The organism is Amnibacterium setariae (assembly GCF_003581425.1).
GTDB lineage: Bacteria > Actinomycetota > Actinomycetes > Actinomycetales > Microbacteriaceae > Amnibacterium > Amnibacterium setariae.
The window spans coordinates 1314823-1331661 of record NZ_QXTG01000001.1 but is presented as its reverse complement, the minus strand read 5'-3'; the positions used below and the strand labels follow the sequence as shown (position 1 = coordinate 1331661).

The window sequence follows — 16839 nt, the reverse complement described above, 5'->3', positions numbered from 1 at the left end:
GATGCGCATCGGGCGGGCCCTCGTCACCGTCGCCGTGCTCGGAGCGGTCTCGGCCGCGGCGGACGCGGCGCTGTACGTCGTGGCGCTCGCGTCCCTGTCCGGCGGTCCGTCGGCCACGGGGTGGGACGCGCTGCAGGTCGCGAACCGACTCGCCCTCGGCGTCGCGCTGCTCGGCGCGGCGACGGGCGTGCTCGCCGGCGCCCGCCGTCGCGGAGCCGCCGGCGTCCTCCTCGCGGCCGCGGCCGTCACCCTGACGCTCGCGGTCGGCCTGCGCGTGCTGGGCGAGCGGCTGGCCTCGATCCAGCCGACCGCGCAGCCGAGCGACCTGTACGTCGCGCTCCTCGCGATCGAGGGCACGGGGTCCGACCTGCTGCCGGTACCGATCGTCCTCGTGCTCGGCGCGGCCACCGCGGCGGCGTTCGGCCGGGTGCTGCGGGACCGGGCGCTGACGGCCTAGCTGACGGCCTGACGGCGCCCGCCGGTCGTCAGTCCTGCGGCGCGAGCTTCCGGCGCATCGTCGCGGCGCTCTCGTGCCAGACCGCCGCGTCGACCCGGACCACGACGACGGTCGTGCCCAGACGCGCGGTCCGGACGCCGACGCTCGCGGCCCGCGCGAGCCCGCGCATCCGCTTGCGCACCGCGGCGGCCTCCCGGTCGTCCGCGATCGTCCGCGCCGCCTGCTCCTCGTGCAGCGCCTGCCGCCACAGCGCCTGCGCGGTCCGCTCGACCGCGGTCACGGCCGCTCGGCCCGGTCGACGGCTGGCCGATCGACGGCCGCGCGGTCGGCGGCGGACCTGCCGGCGCAGTGCCGGCAGCCGCACGGCCGGTCGTCCTGGTCGTCGAGCACGGGGCCTCCCGACGGCGAGTATCGCGCGACCCCGCGGCAGCGTCCAGGCCCGACCCGTAGCGTCGATGCGCCGCACCCGCACCGCAGAGAACGAGGCCCCATGTCCACCTGGCTCATCACCGGCTGCTCGACCGGGCTCGGTCGCGCCTTCGCGGAGGCGGCGCTCGCGCACGGGCACGACGTCGTCGCGACCGCCCGCGACGCGGCCGCCGTGCAGGACCTCGCGGACGCGAACCCCGAGCACGTGCTCCCGCTCGCCCTGGACGTCACCGACGACGCGCAGGTGTCGGGCGCCGTCCGCGCCGCCGAGGAGCGGTTCGGCCACGTCGACGTGCTCGTCAACAACGCCGGCTACGGCTACCGCGCCGCGGTCGAGGAGGGCGAGGACGACGCCGTGCGGCGCCTCTTCGACACCCACTTCGACGGCACGGTCCGCACGATCAAGGCGGTGCTGCCCGGCATGCGCTCCCGCCGCTCCGGCGCGATCGTCAACCTCTCCTCCATCGGCGCCCGCATCGCGCCGGAGGGCTCCGGCTACTACGCCGCCGTGAAGGCCGCGATCGAGGCGCTGACGCTGTCGCTGCGCAAGGAGCTCGCGCCCCTCGGCGTCTCGGCCACCGTCGTCGAGCCCGGGGGCTTCCGCACCGACTTCGCCGGGCGCTCGCTGACCCAGTCCGCGACGCCGATCGCGGACTACGCGGACACCGCGGGGCGCCGGCGCAAGGAGCACGACACCGCCCACGGCACGCAGCCCGGCGACCCGCGCAAGGGCGCGGAGGCGCTCGTCACCGCGGTCGACTCGGGCCGGCCGCCGTACATGCTGCTGCTCGGCAACGACGCGTCGGACGGGTTCCGAGCCGCGCTCGACGCGCTCCGCGCCGAGGTCGACGAGTGGGAGGCGCTGAGCCGGAGCACCGACTTCGACGCCTGATCTGGCGACGCATCGACCCGCGGCCTACTGTCGCGCCATGACGGGAGCCATCGACCGCTGGATGGACGGCTACGTGCGCGCCTGGTCGACGAACGCGCCGGACGACGTCCGCGCGCTGTTCACGGAGTCGGCCGAGTACCGCACGGCGCCCTGGCTGGAGCCCGCCGAGGGGCACGACGCGATCCTCGCCATGTGGGAGCGCACGGCCGACGAGCCCGACGACCACGGGTTCAGCTGGCACCTGCTCGGCGCGGACGGCGGGCGGCACTTCGTGCAGGGACGGACGACGTACGCCGACGGCCGCGTCTACGAGAACCTCTGGGTCGTCGACCTCGTTGACGACGGCCGGGCGAGCGCGTTCACCGAGTGGTACATGGAGTCCGCGTCGAAGCCGCTCGGGCCGAACGCCTGACGCGGGGTGATCTCGAGGCTCGCTGCGCTCGCACCTCGATCAGCGGGGAGGGACCGCTCGCACCTCGATCAGCGGGAAGGGACCGCTCGCACCTCGATCAGCGGGAAGGGACCGCTCGCACCTCGATCAGCGGGGAGGCTCCGCCGGCACCTCGATCAGCGGTGCGAGCGGGCGGCGACGCGGGCGCGGAGGCCGGGCGGCTCGAGCGGGGCTCCGTGGCGGCGCGCGATGAGGAACAGGCGGTGCGCGGTGATGATCATGGCGAGCCAGGTCGCGCCGAGCAGCCAGCCCGCGAGCACGTCGGTGAACCAGTGCGCGGCGAGCAGCACCCGGGTCAGGCCGACGACGACCGCGATGACGACGGGCACGACCACGGTCACGACGCGGCCGGTGATCGTCCGCCGGTTGATCCAGAGCAGGTAGGCGACGATCCCGGCGATCACCGTCGCATTGAGCGTGTGGCCGCTCGGGAACGACGGCGACGTCTCGAACGGCGGGATCGCGAGGGACCGCGCCGGGCGGGACCGGTCGATGATGTCCTTCCCGGCGATCGTCATGAGCAGCGAGCCGAGCCCGGCCCCGACGACGAGGATCGCGGGCGTCCACGAGCGGCGGGTCGCGCAGAGCAGCGCGACGGCGGCGAGCGCCATGATCGGCATGCCGACGGGGCCGAAGAGGTACGCGACGCCGGCGGAGAACCCGTCGGTCGCGGGGTTCCGGAGGTGCGCGAAGGCCTTCAGGACGGGCAGGTCGAGCGCGGAGACGCCGTCGCGGTCGGTCACCGCGTCGTAGACGCGCGCCACGAGGAACGCGAGCAGCGCCGCCACCGCGGCGCCGACGACGAGGGTCAGCGCGAGCGCGGGTCGGGCGCCGACGCGGCGGCCGAGGTCCACGGCCGGTCGGACGACGGCTCGGCGCACCGGCGCGGGCAGCTCCCGGTCGACGGGGGCCCGCGCGCCGTCGTCCGGGTCGGTCATCGGCTCGCGCCGCTCCGCCGCAGCGCCGCGGATCGGATGGAGGCCCAGACCGCGAGCGCCAGGACCACCGACGAGAAGAAGACGTGGAAGGGCGTCCAGCCGTCCATGCCGAGGGTGCTGATCAGGTGCCCGCTGCCCCACTGCCCGACCGAGGCGACGAAGAGGACGACGGCGACGACCGTCAGCACGGGGGCCGCCCGGCGGAGGGCGACGACGGCGACGACCGCCGCGAGGAGCGCGGGCACGAGCAGACCGTAGGCGGTCCACCCGTGGATCTCCGTCCAGGCCTCCGCGCCGTGGCCCTTCGTGCGGATGAACTCGCTCGAGGTGAAGAACTGGATGAAGACGAAGAGGGTCGCGATGCCGGTGAGGATCGCGTAGGCGCGGCGTGCGCCCGGGGTCGCGGCGGGGCGGGTGACGGACATCGAGGTCCTTCCTGGGAGGCGGTCGAGCACCACCCTGCGGCGCGCGGCGTGCACGCCGAGCGCCAGGCGCATTCGAACCCTCGAATGCGCCCGCTCCTCCCAGGGCCTTCAGACCCGGCCGCGCCCCCGTTGCAGCGGCAGGACGACCTCGGCCACCGCGCCGCCGTCCGGGCCGTTCCGCAGGACGACCCGGCCGCCCGCGCGCTCGACGAGGCGGCGCACGAGCGCGAGCCCGAGGCCGGCGCCCTGCGACCCGCTCCCCCGGGCCTCCTCCGGCCGCGCGAACCGGTCGAAGGCGAACGGCAGGAACGACTCGGGCACGCCCCGCCCGTCGTCGACCACCTCGACCCGCAGCGCGTCGACGTCGCTCGCGACGCGGATGCGGACGGCGGAGGCGGGCTCGGCGGCGAGCGCGTTCCGCGTCAGGTTCGCGAGCACCCGGCCGAAGGCCGCGGGGTCGATGGCGACCTCGGCCGTCTCGTCGACGCCGTCCGCGAGCTCGAGGTCCACGACGACGGGACCGGCGAGCAGGCGGGCGCGGTCGACCTCCGCCATCGCCTCCGTGATCAGGTCGGCGACGGAGGAGGAGCCCGTCGGCTCCGCCGCGGCGCCCTCGGCGCGCGACAGCACGAGCAGCTCGTCCGCGAGCCGCGCGAGGCGGTCGACCGACCGCCGGATCTCGACGAGGTCGGCGGAGGGGGCACGGCGCTCCGCGAGCTCCGCCTGGGCGGCGAGCACCGCGATCGGCGTGCGCAGCTCGTGCGCGGCGTCCGCGGTCACGCGCCGCTCGTGCTCCGCGAGCGCCCGGAGGTCGTCGATCAGGCCGTTCAGCGTGACGCCGAGCGCGACGAGCTCACCGCCGCCCTCGACGGGCAGGGCGCCCGCCCCGCCTTCGGCGCGGAGCCGGTCCGCGGAGGCCCGCATGCGGTCGACGGGCCGGAGCGCGGCGCCCGCGATGAGGAAGGCGGCGACGCCGATGAGGACGACCGCGACCGGGGTGCCGATCGCGAGCGTGAGCATGGTGCCGCCGACGAGCGCGTCGCCCGCGGTGAGGTCGCGCGCGGCCCAGAGCCGCCACTGCCCGCGACGCGCGTCCACGGCGAGGTGGACGACGCGGAAGTGCCCGATCGAGGTCCGGACGGTGCCGACGTCCTGCACGGTCGCCACCGCGGCCGCGAGCGGACGGGGCATCGAGCTGTGCGCGACCCGGCCCTCCGGGTCCACCACGAGGATGAGCAGACCGGGCGACGACGGGTCGGGCCGCTCCTCCGGGTCGAAGCGGAGGTCGACCGCGTACGGGCGGAGGTCGTCGGCGGCGAGCTGCGTCGCCGACTCGAGCGCCACGTCCCGCACCTGCACCGCGACGAGGGCCGCCAGGGAGCCGAGCAGCACCGCCGCGACCGCGGCCGCGCCGACCGCCAGGCGCACCCGCAGCGACCAGTGGCGGACCGGTCGTCTCATGCCGGGGCGACGAGGCGGTACCCGACGCCGCGCACGGTCTCCACCATCGGGCCCGCGCCGGCGGCGGCGAGCTTCTTCCGCACGTAGCTGACGTACTGGTCGACGATCGCGCCGTCGAACCGGTCCGGGTCGCCCCACACCTCGGTGAGCAGCGTCCTCCGGTCGACCGCGTCGCCGGCCCGGGCGGCGAGGGCGCGGAGCACGCCGAACTCCTTGACGCTGAGCGGCACCGTGCGGCCGAGCACGGTCGCGCGCACGGCCGGCGGGTCGAGCACGAGGTCGCCGACCTCGACCCGGCCGCCCGCCGACGCGGAGCGGCGGAGCAGCGCCCGGAGGCGGGCGGCGAGCTCCTCGAGGGCGAAGGGCTTCACGAGGTAGTCGTCGGCTCCCGAGTCCAGCCCGAGGACCCGGTCGGCCACCCCGTCGCGCGCGGTGACGAGCACGATCGGGACCAGCAGCCCCTCCCGACGCGCGTGCCGGCACAGCTCGACGCCGCTCATGCCGGGCAGGCCGATGTCGATCGCGGCGGCGTCGAAAGCGCGTCCTCGGAGCGCGATCAGCCCGGCCAGGCCGTCCGCCGCCGTCTCGACGCGGTGCCCCTCCCCCTCGAGCGACTGCGCGAGGAGGGTCCGCATCCGCGGGTCGTCCTCGACCACCAGCACGTCCGCCACAGCCCGGAAGCCTGGCAGACGGCGGGCGCCCGCGGGCGACGGGTCGGCGCGTTCCCTTCGAGGACCCGAAGATCGCGGATCCGCTTCATGGAGGGTGCACAGCGGAGGCATCGGATCCGACCGCGCCGCCTCCGCACCATGGGGCCATGACGAGCTCGAGCGACCGCAGGCCGCGCACCGTCCGCGCGGAACGGGTGATGGGCACCGTCGTCTCCTTCGACGTGCGGGGGCCCGGCGACCACGCCGCGGCGATCGACGCGGCCGTCCGCTGGTTCCACGAGGTGGACGCGCGGTTCAGCCCCTACAGGTACGGCAGCGAGGTGTCCCGCGTCGACCGCGGCGAGCTGCCGCTCGACGAGGTCTCCGAGGACCTCGCGGAGGTGATCACCGCGTGCGACGCCCTCGAGGACTGGTCGGCGGGCGCGTTCTCGGCGGTGCGGGACGGGCGCTTCGACCCCTCCGGGTACGTGAAGGGCTGGTCGGTGGAGCGCTCGGCACGACTGCTCCGCGAGCAGGGCTGCGCGGACTTCGCGATCAACGCCGGGGGCGACGTGCTGGTCGCCTCGTCGGACCGCGACCGCGCCCCGTGGCGGGTCGGGGTTCGGCACCCGAGCGACCCGACGGCGCTCGCGACCGTGCTGCTCGCGCACGACCTCGCGGTCGCCACCTCCGGGCGCTACGAGCGCGGCGACCACGTCGTCGACCCGCGCACCGGCCGGCCGGCGACGGGTGCCGCGGCGGTGACCGTCTGCGGCCCCGACCTCGCCCTCGCCGACGGCTTCGCGACCGCCGCGCTCGTGCTGGGCGAGGACGGCCCTGCGTGGATCGCCGGGCTCGCCGGGTACGAGGCGTGGACCGCGTTCGACGACGGCCGCGTCGTGGCCACGAGCGGCTTCCCGCGCGTCGTGGAGGGGGTGCCGGTGCGCACCGCGCCGGCGGACGACCTGGCCGGAGCAGCGCGGTGACCGCGACGATGCCGCGGCCGACCCGGTCCGCGCCGCCGCCCCCGCCGCGCCGGCTCCCCCGGCGCGGCCGCCCGCTCGTGGTCGACCTGCTCGCCGCCGCGGCGGGGCTCGGTCTCGGCGTCACGATCGCCCTCGCGATCGAGGCGCAGACCCTCGCCTCGATCGGCACCCTCCCCGGCCTCCTCACCGCGGCGGGACGGATGGCGGGGCTGCTCGCCGGCTACGCGATGCTCGTCACCGTCGCCCTGTCGGCCCGGATCGGGCCGCTCGAGCGCGCCATCGGGCAGGACCGGCTGATCCGCTGGCACCGCGCGCTCGGTCCGTGGGGCCTCTGGCTGCTGCTCGCCCACGTCGTGCTGATCGTGCTCGGCTACGCCGGCGTCGCGCAGACCGGGGTGCTCGCGCAGGCGTGGGACCTGGTGCTGACCTACCCCGGCATGCTCGGCGCTGCGGTCGGCACCGCCCTGCTGCTCCTCGCCGGGGTCACGTCCTACCGGAAGGCGCGGCGGCGGCTCCGGTACGAGACGTGGTGGGCGGTGCACCTGTACACCTACCTCGCCCTGCTCCTCGCGTTCCAGCACCAGGTCGACACCGGCGCCTCCTTCGCCGGCCACCCGCTGGCGACCGCGTGGTGGACGGCGCTCTGGGTCGCGCTGCTCGCCGCGGTCGTCGGCTGGCGGGTCCTGCTGCCCGTCGTCCGCTCGCTCCGGCACCGCGTCCGCGTGGTCGACGTGCGGCGGGAGTCGGCGGACGTCGTGTCGATCGTGCTCGAGGGCCGGCGCCTCGACCGGCTTCCCGTCGCGGGCGGCCAGTTCTTCCAGTGGCGGTTCCTGACCCGCGGCCAGTGGTGGCAGGCGCACCCGTTCTCCCTCTCCGCCGTGCCGCGCGCGGACCGGATGCGGATCACCGTCAAGGACCTCGGGGACCACAGCCGCGACCTCGCGACCCTGCGGCCCGGCACGCCCGTCTTCGTCGAGGGCCCGTACGGGCGCTTCACGGCGGACGCCGCGACCGGCCACCGCGTCCTGCTCGTCGGCGCCGGCGTCGGCACGACGCCCCTGCGGAGCCTGCTCGACGACCTCGACGAGCACGCGGACGTAGCCGTGCTGCTCCGCGGCGGCACGGGCACGGCGATCGCCCTCCGCGACGAGATCGCGGGCGAGGTCGAGCGGCGCGGGGGGCGGTACTGGGAGGCGCTGGGGTCGCGCGACCGCATCGCCGTGACCGCCGACACCCTCCGCCGGGCGCTGCCGGACCTCCCCGACCGCGACGTCTTCATCTGCGGGCCCGCGGCATTCACGGCCGGGATCGCCGCGGCCTGCCGCGACGCGGGCGTGCCCGCGGCCCGCATCCACTTCGAGTCCTTCGCCTTCTGATCAGGAGCCCCTCATGCGACGCGCGCCCATCGTGATCACCGCGACCGTGCTCGGCACGGCCGGGGTGCTGCTCTTCAGGCCCCTCTCCCCCGGCACGGTCGCGAGCGCGACCGCCGACGACAGCGGGTCCTCCTCGTCCTCGTCGGGGTCGTCCGGGCAGGCGTCGAGCGGGTCCTCCCCGTCGGCGTCGGGCTTCTCGTCGTCCTCCCCATCATCGGGATCGACAACGGCGAAGGACGGCACGTACACGGGCACGGCCGAGACGACGCGCTTCGGCACGACGCAGGTCGAGGTCACTATCTCGGGCGGGAGAATCACCGAGGTCACGACCGTGCAGCTGAACCAGGCGGACCCGCGGTCGTTGCAGATCAGCGAGGAGGCGGCGCCGACCCTCCGGTCCGAGGTCCTCGCGAAGCAGACCGCCGCCGTCGACACGGTGAGCGGCGCGACGTACACGACGGCCGCCTACGAGGCGTCGCTCCAGTCCGCGCTCGACACCGCCGGCTACACGGCCCCCGACGGCTCGACCGCGAGCACCGACGTGTCGAGCATCCAGGAGTCCGGCGGCTTCGGCCACTGACCCGCGGCTGCGCGATCGCCGCCGTCGCTGATCGAGGTGCGAGCGCAGCGAGCCTCGAGATCAGGCTCGGGATGGTCTCGAGGTTCGCTGGCGCTCGCACCTCGACCGACGGGGATGATCGAGGCGCGGTCACGAGCCGCCTCAGGCGAGAGCGGGGCCCGTCGCGACGGGGCGGTCCGGGTGGTTCGACCACTCGCTCCACGAGCCCGGGTACAGCGCGGGCGAGAAGCCGGCGAGCATCAGCGCGACGACCTCGTGCGCGGCGGTGACGCCGGACCCGCAGTACGCGGCGACGGGCGCGTCGTCGCGGACCCCGAGCGCGGCGAAGCGCTCCCGGAGGGCGTCGGGCGGGAGGAAGCGGCCGTCGGCGCCGAGGTTCCCGGTCGTCGGCGCGCTCACCGCGCCGGGCACGTGACCGGCCCGCGGGTCGATCGGCTCGACATCGCCGCGGTACCGCTCCGGCGCCCGCGCGTCCAGCAGGACGCCGTGCTCGGGGAACGCGGCCGCCCCGTCGAGGTCGATGACGGGCAGCGCGCCGGAGCCGAGGTCGACGTCGCCCGGCTCCGGGGCGACGTCGCCGGTCTCGAGCGGCAGCCCCGCCTCGCGCCAGGCGGCGAGCCCGCCGTCGAGCAGCCGCACGTCGGGCAGTCGCGCGGCCCGCAGCAGCCACCACGCGCGCGCCGCGGAGAGGCCCTGCAGATCGTCGGCGACGACCACCGTGTCGCCGTCCCGGATCCCCCACCGGCGCGCGGCCGCCTGCAGCGACTCCCGCGACGGCAGCGGGTGCCGGCCCTCGTCCGGGCGACCGTGCCGGGCCAGCTCGCCGTCGAGGTCCACGTACACGGCGCCCGGGACGTGGCCGGCGCGGTGGTCCGCGCGGCCGTCCGGCCGGTCGAGCCGCCAGCGCACGTCGAGCACGCGGACGGGTCGCTCGGCCTGCAGCGCGGCGAGCTCGGCGGGGGCGATGAGGATCGGCGTCATGGCGGAGCCATCCTCCTCCGCGTCGCTCCCGCTCGGATCAGCGCGCGGGGTGCAGCGCGATCGTGTGCTCCGCCTTGCGGGCGCGGCCGATCAGGCCGACGGGGTGGAGCAGCGGTCGGGCGGACACGGGGACGAGCAGGGCGGGGTCGACCTCGAGCCGGCAGCCGGCCTCCCGCAGGTGCACGGTGAGGTCGAGGTCGTCGTGGATACCCTGGTCCTCCCGGTGGACGCGGTCGGCGACCCGCTCCCAGGCGGCCCGGCGCATCGCGAGGTTGGAGCCGAACAGCGGCGGCCCGCCGACCTTCCGCCCGATCCGCTCGAAGTAGGCGTACCAGTACCAGCCGGTGAGCGCGCGCCGGAGCGGCCGCGGCACGACCATGAACTCGCCGGGCCCGGAGAGCGCGTCGAGCGCGGGGTCCGCGACGAACCGGTCGACCACCCGCTGCGTCCAGTCGGCGGGCGGCCGGCTGTCGGCGTCGAGCCGCAGGATCAGGTCGCTCCGCGCCGCGTCGTACCCGGCGGAGGCCGCGGCCGCGATGCCGGGCTGCGCCTCCCGCACGACCCGCGCACCGTGCGCCTCCGCGACGGCGACGGACGCGTCGCTCGACCCGTTGTCGACGACGATCACCTCGTCCGGCCGCAGCCGCTGCGCGTCGAGCGCGACGAGGCACCGCTCGAGCGGGTCGCCGTCGTCCTTCACCGGCACCACCACCGAGCACGTCGGGCGCGCTCCCCTCATCCCCGTCCCTCCTGCGCAGCGAGCCGCCCGCCGTCGCTCGACGAGCGGCAGCGGGCGGCAGGCATCCTCGCTACTTCTTGCTGACCGCGTCCTTCACGGTCCCGGCGGCCTTCTCGACGAGGTTCGGCTTCGGCGTCGTGCCGTAGTACCGCTCGTCCGGCTGCGTCGGGGGCGGGAACGCCGCCGTGTCCTTCGGGTAGGGCGCGTCCTCGTAGGAGAAGGTGCCGCGGCCGTCGGGCGTCGGGCCGTTCGCCCACGTGCCCTCCTTCGCGGCGGCGCCGTCCGAGAAGTTGATGTACTTGTACTCCACGTCCTGCACCTCCTTCGAGATCGGGAAGTTGCTCGGTACGGGCAGGTCCTCGTAGCCCTCGGCGCGGAGCTCGGCCGCTGCCGCCGTCCACTGGTTCTGGTGCATCGTGTCGCGGGCGAGCAGGAACGAGAGCAGGTCGCGCACGCCCTTGTCGTCGGTCATCTGGTAGATCCGGGCGGCCTGGAGCCGACCCTGCATCTCGGCATTCGCGTTCGCGGTGAAGTCCGCGAGCAGGTTGCCGGACGCCGTGATGTAGGACCCCTGCCACGGGTTGCCGTTGCTGTCGACCGGCCGCACGCCGGCGCCGGCGACGATCGCTGCCTGCACGTCCGTGCCGCCGATGATCGCTCCGAGCACCGGGTCGGACTTCGCCGCGACCTCGGACTGCTCGACCGGCAGCTTCTCGTAGAGCTGCGCGATCATCACGGCGAGCATCTCGACGTGCCCGAACTCCTCGGCGGCGATGCCGAACACCAGGTCGCGGTACTTGCCCGGCAGGTGCATGTTCCAGCCCTGGAACGCGTACTGCATGGCCACGGAGATCTCCCCGTACTGGCCGCCGAGGACCTCCTGCATCCGCCGGGCGTAGATCGCATCCGGCTTGTCCGGCTTCGCCGTGAACTGCAGCTCCTGCTTGTGGAAGAACATGTCACCCCTCTCATCCGACGGGCCGTCCCCGCCGCACTGGTCCGAGGCACGCTAGGAAACTCGCCTGGTCGGAACCCGGTTTCGGGGAGGGGGTTGACTTCCCAGCGCGCGGCGCGCGCTCAGGTTCCGCATCGCGCGATCTGATCCCTACGCTCGCTCCATGGCTTCCATCACCGGCTTCGGCGGCGTCTTCCTGCGCGCGGACGACCCGATCGCCCTCGCCCGCTGGTACTCGGAGCACCTGGGCCTGTCGAACGAGGACGGCGCGACCGCGTTCCCCGCGCCGAGGGCCCACGACCAGGTCGTCTTCGCGTTCTTCGACCGCGAGGACGTGTACTTCCCGCCCGCGCAGCCGGCGATGGTGAACCTGCAGGTCGACGACCTCGACGCCGTCCTCGACCGGCTGATCGAGGAGGGCGTCGAGGTCGACCCGAAGCGCGAGACCTACGACTTCGGCCGCTTCGGCTGGGTCGTCGACCCGGAGGGCAACCGCGTCGAGCTCTGGCAGCCGACGGGCGAGTAGCCGGGCCTGCCGCAGCGGCGCCGGATCGGCCAGGGTGGAGGGGTGGAGACGCCGACGAGCCCCCTTCCGCAGCCGCCCGAGCTGAGCGAGGACCAGTGGCGGCGCCTCGAGCGCCACGGCACGGCCGTCGACCTCGCGGCCGGCCGCGTGCTCGTCGCGGCGGGCGACCGCTGGTACCCGTTGCTCGCCGTCGACGGCGGCGCGGTCGAGGTGGTGCGGCCCGCGAACCGCTGGTTCCCCGAGACGCTCGCGGACGCGCCGCAGGACCGCCGGTTCATCGGCGAGCTCGGGGTCCTGAGCGGGCAGCGCGCGTTCCTGACGGTGCGGGCGACGGGCAGGGGCCGGGTGCTCCGGTTCGAGACCGACGCGGTCCGCCGCCTCCTGGCCGAGGACGACGAGCTCGGCGACCTGCTGCTGCACGCGCTCTGGCAGCGGCGGACGTCCCTGACCGCCGGCCCCGCGGCGCTCACCCTGAAGATCGTCGGGCACGAGCACTCCCGGGAGGCCCTCGCCCTGCGCACCTACGCGGCACGGCTCGACCTCGTGCACACCTGGGTCGACGCCGACGACGCGTACTGCGCCGCCCACGACGTCGCGCCCGCCGACCTGCCGATCGTGTTCGTGCAGGGCGAGCCGGTCCCGAACGCGACCCCGGGCGTGCTCGCCGAGCGGCTCGGGCTCGCCTACTCCGAGTCCGAGGACCTCGCGGTCGACCTCGCCGTCATCGGCGCGGGACCGGGCGGGCTCGCCGCCGCGATCTACGGCGCGTCCGAGGGGCTGCGGACCGTGCTCATCGACGGCGTCGCGCCCGGCGGCCAGGCCGCCTCCACCTCGAGGATCGAGAACTACCTCGGGTTCCCGTACGGCGTCAGCGGCGGCAGCCTCATCGACGGCGCCCAGCTGCAGGCGCTGAAGTTCGGGGTGCGGGTCTTCGCCCCGTGCGAGGCCGTCGCGCTCGACGGCGCGGGCCCGGACCTGACCGTGACGCTCGCGGACGGCGCCGCGGTCCGGGCCCGCTCCGTCGTCGTCGCGACCGGTGCGGCCTACCGGCGCCTCCCGCTGGACCGGTGGGCGGAGTTCGAGGGCGCCGGCATCTACTACGCGGCCACCGCCCTGGAGGCGCGGCAGGTCGCCGGCTCGTCCGTGGTCGTGGTCGGCGGCGCGAACTCGGCCGGTCAGGCGGCGCTCTACCTCGCGGGCCTCAGCTGCGACGTGCACCTCGTCGTGCGCCGGCCGGACCTCCGCGCGACGATGTCGAGCTACCTGGTCGAGCGGCTGCTCGAGCACCCCGGGATCGAGGTGCACACGGAGTCGGAGGTGCACGCGCTGCACGGCGACGACGACCTCTCGGGCGTGACCCTCTCCTCCGGGCGGGAGGTGGCGTGCGCCGGCCTGTTCTGCTTCATCGGCGCGGAGCCGCCGACCGCGTGGCTCGAGCAGCCGGCGAAGGACGAGCGCGGCTACCTCCTGACCGGCAACGACGTGCCGCTCGACCACGCCGCGGCGATGCTCGCCGCGATCGGGCGCGAACCGCTCCCGTTCGAGACGAGCACGCCGGGCGTCTTCGCGGCGGGCGACACCCGCAGCGGGTCGATGAAGCGGGTCGCCGCCGCGGTCGGCGAGGGCTCGAGCGCGGTCGCGTCCGTGCACCGGGCCCTCGCCTGGACCCCGGCGCCGGACGCGGACCCCGTCTCCGCCTAGGGGCGGTCCGGCTCGGCGAGCAGCCCGAGGTCGCGGAGGCTCTCCGCGGTCTCGACGATCGTCGTCTCCGCCGGCCGCGGCCGGAAGCCGAGCTCGGCCTTCGCCCGGTCGTTGTGGATGACGAGCGGCGGCGCCTCCTCCCCCGGCGCCTCCTCCGTCGCCACCCGCGAGGCGAGCGCGCCGAGCCGGTCGCGGAGCACCGCCGCGACCTCGAGGAAGGTGCGGGTCGGGCCGTCGGCGAGCAGCAGGTAGCGGCGGCCGGCCGCCTCCGGGGTCACCATGGCCGCGCGGTGGGCGTCGGCGACGTCGCGCACGTCAGCGATGCCGAACCGCTGCCGCGGCACGACCGGCATCCGGCCCTCGAGCTGCGCGGTGAAGAACGCGAGGGAGGACCGGGCGGCGGTCGTGAGGGTCGGCCCGGCGATCCAGGTCGGGTTCAGCGCGACGAGCTCGAGCCCGCCGCCCTCCTGCGCCACGAAGTCCCACGCGGCGCGCTCGGCGACCGCCTTCGAGAGCGGGTACGCCGGCAGGCCCGGCGTCGCGGGGTCGGTCCAGTCGTCCTCCGTGTAGTCCCGGACCGGCTTCGGGGAGTACCCGACGGCGGCGAAGGAGGAGGTGAGCACGACCCTGCGGGCGCCCGCGTCCCGCGCCGCGCGGAGCACGCGCAGCGCCCCGTCGCGGGCCGGGACCACGACCTCGTCGGGGTCCGAGGACTGGATCATCGGCGAGGCGAGGTGGTGCACGTCCTCGACGCCGGCCAACGCCTCGGCCCAGCCGTCGTCCGCCGTCAGCGAGGCCGTGACCACCTGCAGGCCGCCGTCGTCGGCGCCCGCCCGGCGGACCGCCTCCCGCACCTCCGGCTCGCTCGCGAGCGACCGGACGGTCGTGCGCACCTCGACGCCGCTCCGCAGCAGGTCGGCGATCAGCCGGGTCGCGAGGTAGCCCGAGCCGCCGGTGACGAGGACGGCGCTCATCGGATCGCTCCCTCGAGAGCCGGGAGGACGGCCTCCACGCGGTCGCTCGCCGCGGCCTCATCTGCCGCGTCGCCGCGGTCGCGGGCGTCCCACAACGCGGCCTTCGCCTCGAGGTAGACGAGGTGCACCTGCAGCCGCTCGATCTCGGCCTCGATCCGGTGCGCGTGGCGGGTGAGCAGGTCGCGCTGCTCCCCTGCGGCGACCCGGCCGAGGGCGCGGTTCGCCTGGTAGGTCCGCATGTCCTCGATGCCGACGCCCATCGCGCGGAGGCAGGCGAGCGCCTGCAGCGCGTCGAGGTCGGCCTCCCCGTAGCGGCGGTGCCCGCTGCTGTCGTCCCGGGCGATCGGCCCGATCAGCCCGATCTCCTCGTAGTAGCGGAGCGTCGGGCCGCTGAGACCCGTCTGCCGCTCCACCTCCTGGATGGTCAATGCACTCATGCGGCCAGCACACCAGACCTCAAGCGCTTGAAGTCAAGCGGACCGCGCGCGTCTATCCGCTCCCGCCCGCCCCGCTCCTCGAGGTGCGAGCGCAGCGAGCCTTGAGACCCTTCAAGTTGCTCCGGATTCGTGCCGCACTGACGCCGGCGAAGCGGCAGGAATCCGGAGCAAGTCGGTCCGTCTCAACCGCATTCGTCCGTTTCCACCGCACTAGGACACGCCGTTCCATTGTGCGGAAAAGGCCTGGCTCGGAGCTGGATGCGATGTCGGTGGCTCGTGCTCGAATACGGGCATGAACCGGAACGCGGAGGCCCTGCTGGAGCAGGTCGACGCGTACGTCCGCGGGTTCGATCGCGTGTCCGAGAGCGGCCGCTTCGACGACGCGTCGTCAGACGGTCCGGTGCGGCTGCTGTCCGATCGGGAGCTGCTGGAAGCGACCGCCGCGGCGAGCCGCGCGATCCGGCTCCTGGCGGCGGAGCGGACGCAGCTCGCGGGCGAGATCGCGCGGCGCAGCGTGATCCGCGACGAGACGAACCTCGCAAGAACCATGGGTGCCGCGAGCCCCGCCGCGCTGCTCGCTCAGGTCGCGGGCGTCCCGCGCGAGGAGGCCGGCACGATCACGGCCCTCGCGACAGCGGTCCGTCCGCGCGAGGCGATCGACGGGACGCCGCTGCCCGCCAAGCGGGCGCACGTCGCGGCAGCACTGAACGGCGGCTGCCTCGACGTGTCGGTCGCGGCCGCGCTCGTGCGGTCGTTGAAGAAGGTCGAGAACGGCCTGACCCCGCTCGAGCTGGAGGGGCTGGAGCGGCAGCTGGTCGAGCGCACGCAGGAGGGGTACACCGCCGATGAACTCCTCGAGCACTTCCGCCTCGTGCCCGCGTACGCGCATCCAAAGGGGAACGGGCCGAAGGACGGCGAGCTCGCGGGTCAGGCGACCGTGTCGAAGCGCAAGCTCGACAACGGTCTCACCCGGTGGGTCCTCGACCTCGACCCGCTGACCGCGGGGTTCTTCGAGACCGCGCTCGACGCGAACACGTCGCAGCGGCGGTTCCAGCTCGTGCTCGACGACGCAGCGAAGCTCGACGACAAGGACTTGCGGCCGCTCAACAAGCGCCGGGTCGACGGGGTGCAGCGGATCGCGAAGAAGGTCCTCAAGATCGACGACGGGCACGTCGCCGGCACGGCCGTGACGATGCTCGTCACGATCTCCGAGGAAGCCCTCCGCAGGGGGGTCGGGCATGCGCTGCTGCCGGGCTGCACGGAGACGATCTCGGCCGCCACCGCGCGCATGCTCGCCGCGGAGGCCGAGATCATCCCCGTCGTGCTCGGCGGCGACAGCCAGCCGCTCGACCTCGGGACCGGCCGTCGGTTCTTCTCCGAGGCTCAGCGGCGAGCGATGGCCGTCCGGGATCAGGGCTGCGCGGGCCCGAACTGCGACGCGCCGCTCTCGTGGTGCGACGCCGCCCACATCGACCCCGCCGGGTACGGGCCCACCTCGATCGAGAACGGGATCCTGCTGTGCTGGCGATGCCACCGCCTTCACGATGAGCACGGATGGCAGGTGACCAGGAAGGACGGGCGCTGGTGGTGGACCCCACCGCCCCATGTCGATCCACGGGGAAGGCGCCGCCCGGGCGGGCCCATCCCACCGGTGAACCTGTCGGCCTGACCGAGCTCGTATGCGCGGGGTGGTCTCGAGGCTCGCTGCGCTCGCACCTCGACCAGCGGGGGTGGCGGTGGGGTGGCCTCGAGGCGCGGTGCGCTCGGCCTCGGCCGGCGGACCACGGTGGTCTCGATGCTCGCTTTGCTCGCAGGTCGATCCATGGACCACGGTGGTCGAGCCGGGCGCTCCGCGCCCGTGCCGAAACCACCTCGCGGGAG

At 75.1% G+C, this 16839-nt stretch carries 20 protein-coding genes; 9 read left to right on the top strand and 11 right to left on the bottom strand.

Translation table 11 applies throughout. From position 1 onward, the window contains the following. The first annotated feature begins 1 nt into the window (after position 1). Positions 2–457: a hypothetical protein gene (locus D1781_RS06700; RefSeq protein ID WP_119481417.1), complete on the top strand. Its 456-nt coding sequence runs from the start codon at positions 2–4 to the stop codon at positions 455–457. Between the two features lie 28 nt (positions 458–485). Here the strand turns inward: D1781_RS06700 and D1781_RS06695 are convergent, their stop codons facing one another. Beyond that, positions 486–737: a hypothetical protein gene (locus D1781_RS06695; protein ID WP_119481416.1), complete on the bottom strand. Its 252-nt coding sequence runs from the start codon at positions 735–737 to the stop codon at positions 486–488. A 210-nt stretch (positions 738–947) separates the two neighbouring features. Here D1781_RS06695 and D1781_RS06690 point away from each other — a divergent pair, with 210 nt between their 5' ends. After that, complete coding sequence (locus tag D1781_RS06690; protein ID WP_119481415.1) at positions 948–1778, top strand: oxidoreductase; 831 nt, start codon at positions 948–950, stop codon at positions 1776–1778. 37 nt (positions 1779–1815) lie between these two features. Further along, on the top strand, positions 1816–2190 hold the full coding sequence (locus tag D1781_RS06685) for a nuclear transport factor 2 family protein (protein WP_119481414.1): 375 nt from the start codon (positions 1816–1818) through the stop codon (positions 2188–2190). A gap of 155 nt (positions 2191–2345) precedes the next feature. On the opposite strand, the gene D1781_RS06680 is transcribed toward D1781_RS06685, so the two are convergent. The 4 genes from D1781_RS06680 to D1781_RS06665 all read right to left on the bottom strand — a co-directional run bounded on the left by D1781_RS06680 (position 2346) and on the right by D1781_RS06665 (position 5724). Beyond that, complete coding sequence (locus D1781_RS06680; RefSeq protein WP_119481413.1) at positions 2346–3167, bottom strand: phosphatase PAP2 family protein; 822 nt, start codon at positions 3165–3167, stop codon at positions 2346–2348. After that, positions 3164–3592, bottom strand: coding sequence for a hypothetical protein (locus D1781_RS06675; RefSeq protein WP_147392046.1), 429 nt, complete (start codon positions 3590–3592; stop codon positions 3164–3166). Before D1781_RS06675 ends, D1781_RS06680 begins: the two co-directional genes overlap by 4 nt. 108 nt (positions 3593–3700) lie before the next feature. Further along, on the bottom strand, positions 3701–5053 hold the full coding sequence (locus D1781_RS06670) for a sensor histidine kinase (protein WP_119481411.1): 1353 nt from the start codon (positions 5051–5053) through the stop codon (positions 3701–3703). After that, positions 5050–5724 carry a response regulator transcription factor gene (locus D1781_RS06665; protein ID WP_233551059.1) on the bottom strand — a complete coding sequence of 225 codons (675 nt, stop codon included), beginning with the start codon at positions 5722–5724 and terminating at the stop codon, positions 5050–5052. The genes D1781_RS06670 and D1781_RS06665 overlap by 4 nt, the downstream gene beginning before the upstream one ends. Positions 5725–5870: 146 nt before the next feature. On the opposite strand from D1781_RS06665, the gene D1781_RS06660 reads away from it, so the two are divergent. Both D1781_RS06660 and D1781_RS06655 read left to right on the top strand, forming a co-directional pair. Next, entirely contained in the window at positions 5871–6689 is an 819-nt protein-coding gene (locus D1781_RS06660; protein ID WP_199706412.1) for an FAD:protein FMN transferase, read from the top strand. Further along, complete coding sequence (locus D1781_RS06655; protein ID WP_119481409.1) at positions 6686–8065, top strand: ferredoxin reductase family protein; 1380 nt, start codon at positions 6686–6688, stop codon at positions 8063–8065. Before D1781_RS06660 ends, D1781_RS06655 begins: the two co-directional genes overlap by 4 nt. Here the strand turns inward: D1781_RS06655 and D1781_RS17890 are convergent, their stop codons facing one another. Further along, positions 8066–8362 (bottom strand): hypothetical protein, encoded by a 297-nt coding sequence (locus tag D1781_RS17890; protein ID WP_233551057.1) that lies wholly within the window; start codon positions 8360–8362, stop codon positions 8066–8068. Between the two features lie 34 nt (positions 8363–8396). Between D1781_RS17890 and D1781_RS17885 the strand changes: the two genes are divergently transcribed. Further along, on the top strand, positions 8397–8645 hold the full coding sequence (locus D1781_RS17885; protein WP_233551055.1) for an FMN-binding protein: 249 nt from the start codon (positions 8397–8399) through the stop codon (positions 8643–8645). Between the two features lie 141 nt (positions 8646–8786). Here the strand turns inward: D1781_RS17885 and D1781_RS06645 are convergent, their stop codons facing one another. The 3 genes from D1781_RS06645 to D1781_RS06635 all read right to left on the bottom strand — a co-directional run bounded on the left by D1781_RS06645 (position 8787) and on the right by D1781_RS06635 (position 11323). Further along, on the bottom strand, positions 8787–9626 hold the full coding sequence (locus tag D1781_RS06645) for a sulfurtransferase (RefSeq protein ID WP_119481407.1): 840 nt from the start codon (positions 9624–9626) through the stop codon (positions 8787–8789). A gap of 37 nt (positions 9627–9663) precedes the next feature. Further along, positions 9664–10365 carry a glycosyltransferase gene (locus D1781_RS06640; protein WP_119481406.1) on the bottom strand — a complete coding sequence of 234 codons (702 nt, stop codon included), beginning with the start codon at positions 10363–10365 and terminating at the stop codon, positions 9664–9666. A 70-nt stretch (positions 10366–10435) separates the two neighbouring features. Beyond that, on the bottom strand, positions 10436–11323 hold the full coding sequence (locus D1781_RS06635) for a manganese catalase family protein (protein ID WP_119481405.1): 888 nt from the start codon (positions 11321–11323) through the stop codon (positions 10436–10438). Positions 11324–11483: 160 nt separating this feature from the next. On the opposite strand from D1781_RS06635, the gene D1781_RS06630 reads away from it, so the two are divergent. Together D1781_RS06630 and D1781_RS06625 are read left to right on the top strand one after the other, a co-directional pair. Continuing rightward, positions 11484–11846 carry a VOC family protein gene (locus D1781_RS06630; RefSeq protein WP_119481404.1) on the top strand — a complete coding sequence of 121 codons (363 nt, stop codon included), beginning with the start codon at positions 11484–11486 and terminating at the stop codon, positions 11844–11846. Between the two features lie 42 nt (positions 11847–11888). Next, on the top strand, positions 11889–13547 hold the full coding sequence (locus D1781_RS06625) for a cyclic nucleotide-binding domain-containing thioredoxin-disulfide reductase (protein ID WP_199706410.1): 1659 nt from the start codon (positions 11889–11891) through the stop codon (positions 13545–13547). On the opposite strand, the gene D1781_RS06620 is transcribed toward D1781_RS06625, so the two are convergent. Continuing rightward, a complete protein-coding gene (locus tag D1781_RS06620) occupies positions 13544–14521 on the bottom strand; it encodes an NAD-dependent epimerase/dehydratase family protein (protein WP_119481403.1) in 978 nt (325 codons plus the stop codon). The genes D1781_RS06625 and D1781_RS06620 overlap by 4 nt on opposite strands. Continuing rightward, positions 14518–14958 (bottom strand): MerR family transcriptional regulator, encoded by a 441-nt coding sequence (locus tag D1781_RS06615; RefSeq protein ID WP_119481402.1) that lies wholly within the window; start codon positions 14956–14958, stop codon positions 14518–14520. The genes D1781_RS06620 and D1781_RS06615 overlap by 4 nt, the downstream gene beginning before the upstream one ends. 292 nt (positions 14959–15250) lie before the next feature. Here D1781_RS06615 and D1781_RS06610 point away from each other — a divergent pair, with 292 nt between their 5' ends. After that, positions 15251–16627, top strand: coding sequence for an HNH endonuclease signature motif containing protein (locus tag D1781_RS06610; RefSeq protein ID WP_119481401.1), 1377 nt, complete (start codon positions 15251–15253; stop codon positions 16625–16627). The last annotated feature ends 212 nt before the right edge of the window (positions 16628–16839 follow it).

Excerpts from the sequence above, each read along its gene's own strand:
- D1781_RS06700 (WP_119481417.1), top strand. The coding sequence starts at position 2 with ATGCGCATCGGGCGGGCCCTCGTCACCGTCGCCGTGCTCGGAGCGGTC.
- D1781_RS06690 (WP_119481415.1), top strand. The coding sequence starts at position 948 with ATGTCCACCTGGCTCATCACCGGCTGCTCGACCGGGCTCGGTCGCGCC.
- D1781_RS06685 (WP_119481414.1), top strand. The coding sequence starts at position 1,816 with ATGACGGGAGCCATCGACCGCTGGATGGACGGCTACGTGCGCGCCTGG.
- D1781_RS06680 (WP_119481413.1), bottom strand. The coding sequence starts at position 3,167 with ATGACCGACCCGGACGACGGCGCGCGGGCCCCCGTCGACCGGGAGCTG.
- D1781_RS06675 (WP_147392046.1), bottom strand. The coding sequence starts at position 3,592 with ATGTCCGTCACCCGCCCCGCCGCGACCCCGGGCGCACGCCGCGCCTAC.
- D1781_RS06670 (WP_119481411.1), bottom strand. The coding sequence starts at position 5,053 with ATGAGACGACCGGTCCGCCACTGGTCGCTGCGGGTGCGCCTGGCGGTC.
- D1781_RS06660 (WP_199706412.1), top strand. The coding sequence starts at position 5,871 with ATGACGAGCTCGAGCGACCGCAGGCCGCGCACCGTCCGCGCGGAACGG.
- D1781_RS06645 (WP_119481407.1), bottom strand. The coding sequence starts at position 9,626 with ATGACGCCGATCCTCATCGCCCCCGCCGAGCTCGCCGCGCTGCAGGCC.
- D1781_RS06640 (WP_119481406.1), bottom strand. The coding sequence starts at position 10,365 with ATGAGGGGAGCGCGCCCGACGTGCTCGGTGGTGGTGCCGGTGAAGGAC.
- D1781_RS06635 (WP_119481405.1), bottom strand. The coding sequence starts at position 11,323 with ATGTTCTTCCACAAGCAGGAGCTGCAGTTCACGGCGAAGCCGGACAAG.
- D1781_RS06630 (WP_119481404.1), top strand. The coding sequence starts at position 11,484 with ATGGCTTCCATCACCGGCTTCGGCGGCGTCTTCCTGCGCGCGGACGAC.
- D1781_RS06620 (WP_119481403.1), bottom strand. The coding sequence starts at position 14,521 with ATGAGCGCCGTCCTCGTCACCGGCGGCTCGGGCTACCTCGCGACCCGG.
- D1781_RS06615 (WP_119481402.1), bottom strand. The coding sequence starts at position 14,958 with ATGAGTGCATTGACCATCCAGGAGGTGGAGCGGCAGACGGGTCTCAGC.
- D1781_RS06610 (WP_119481401.1), top strand. The coding sequence starts at position 15,251 with ATGAACCGGAACGCGGAGGCCCTGCTGGAGCAGGTCGACGCGTACGTC.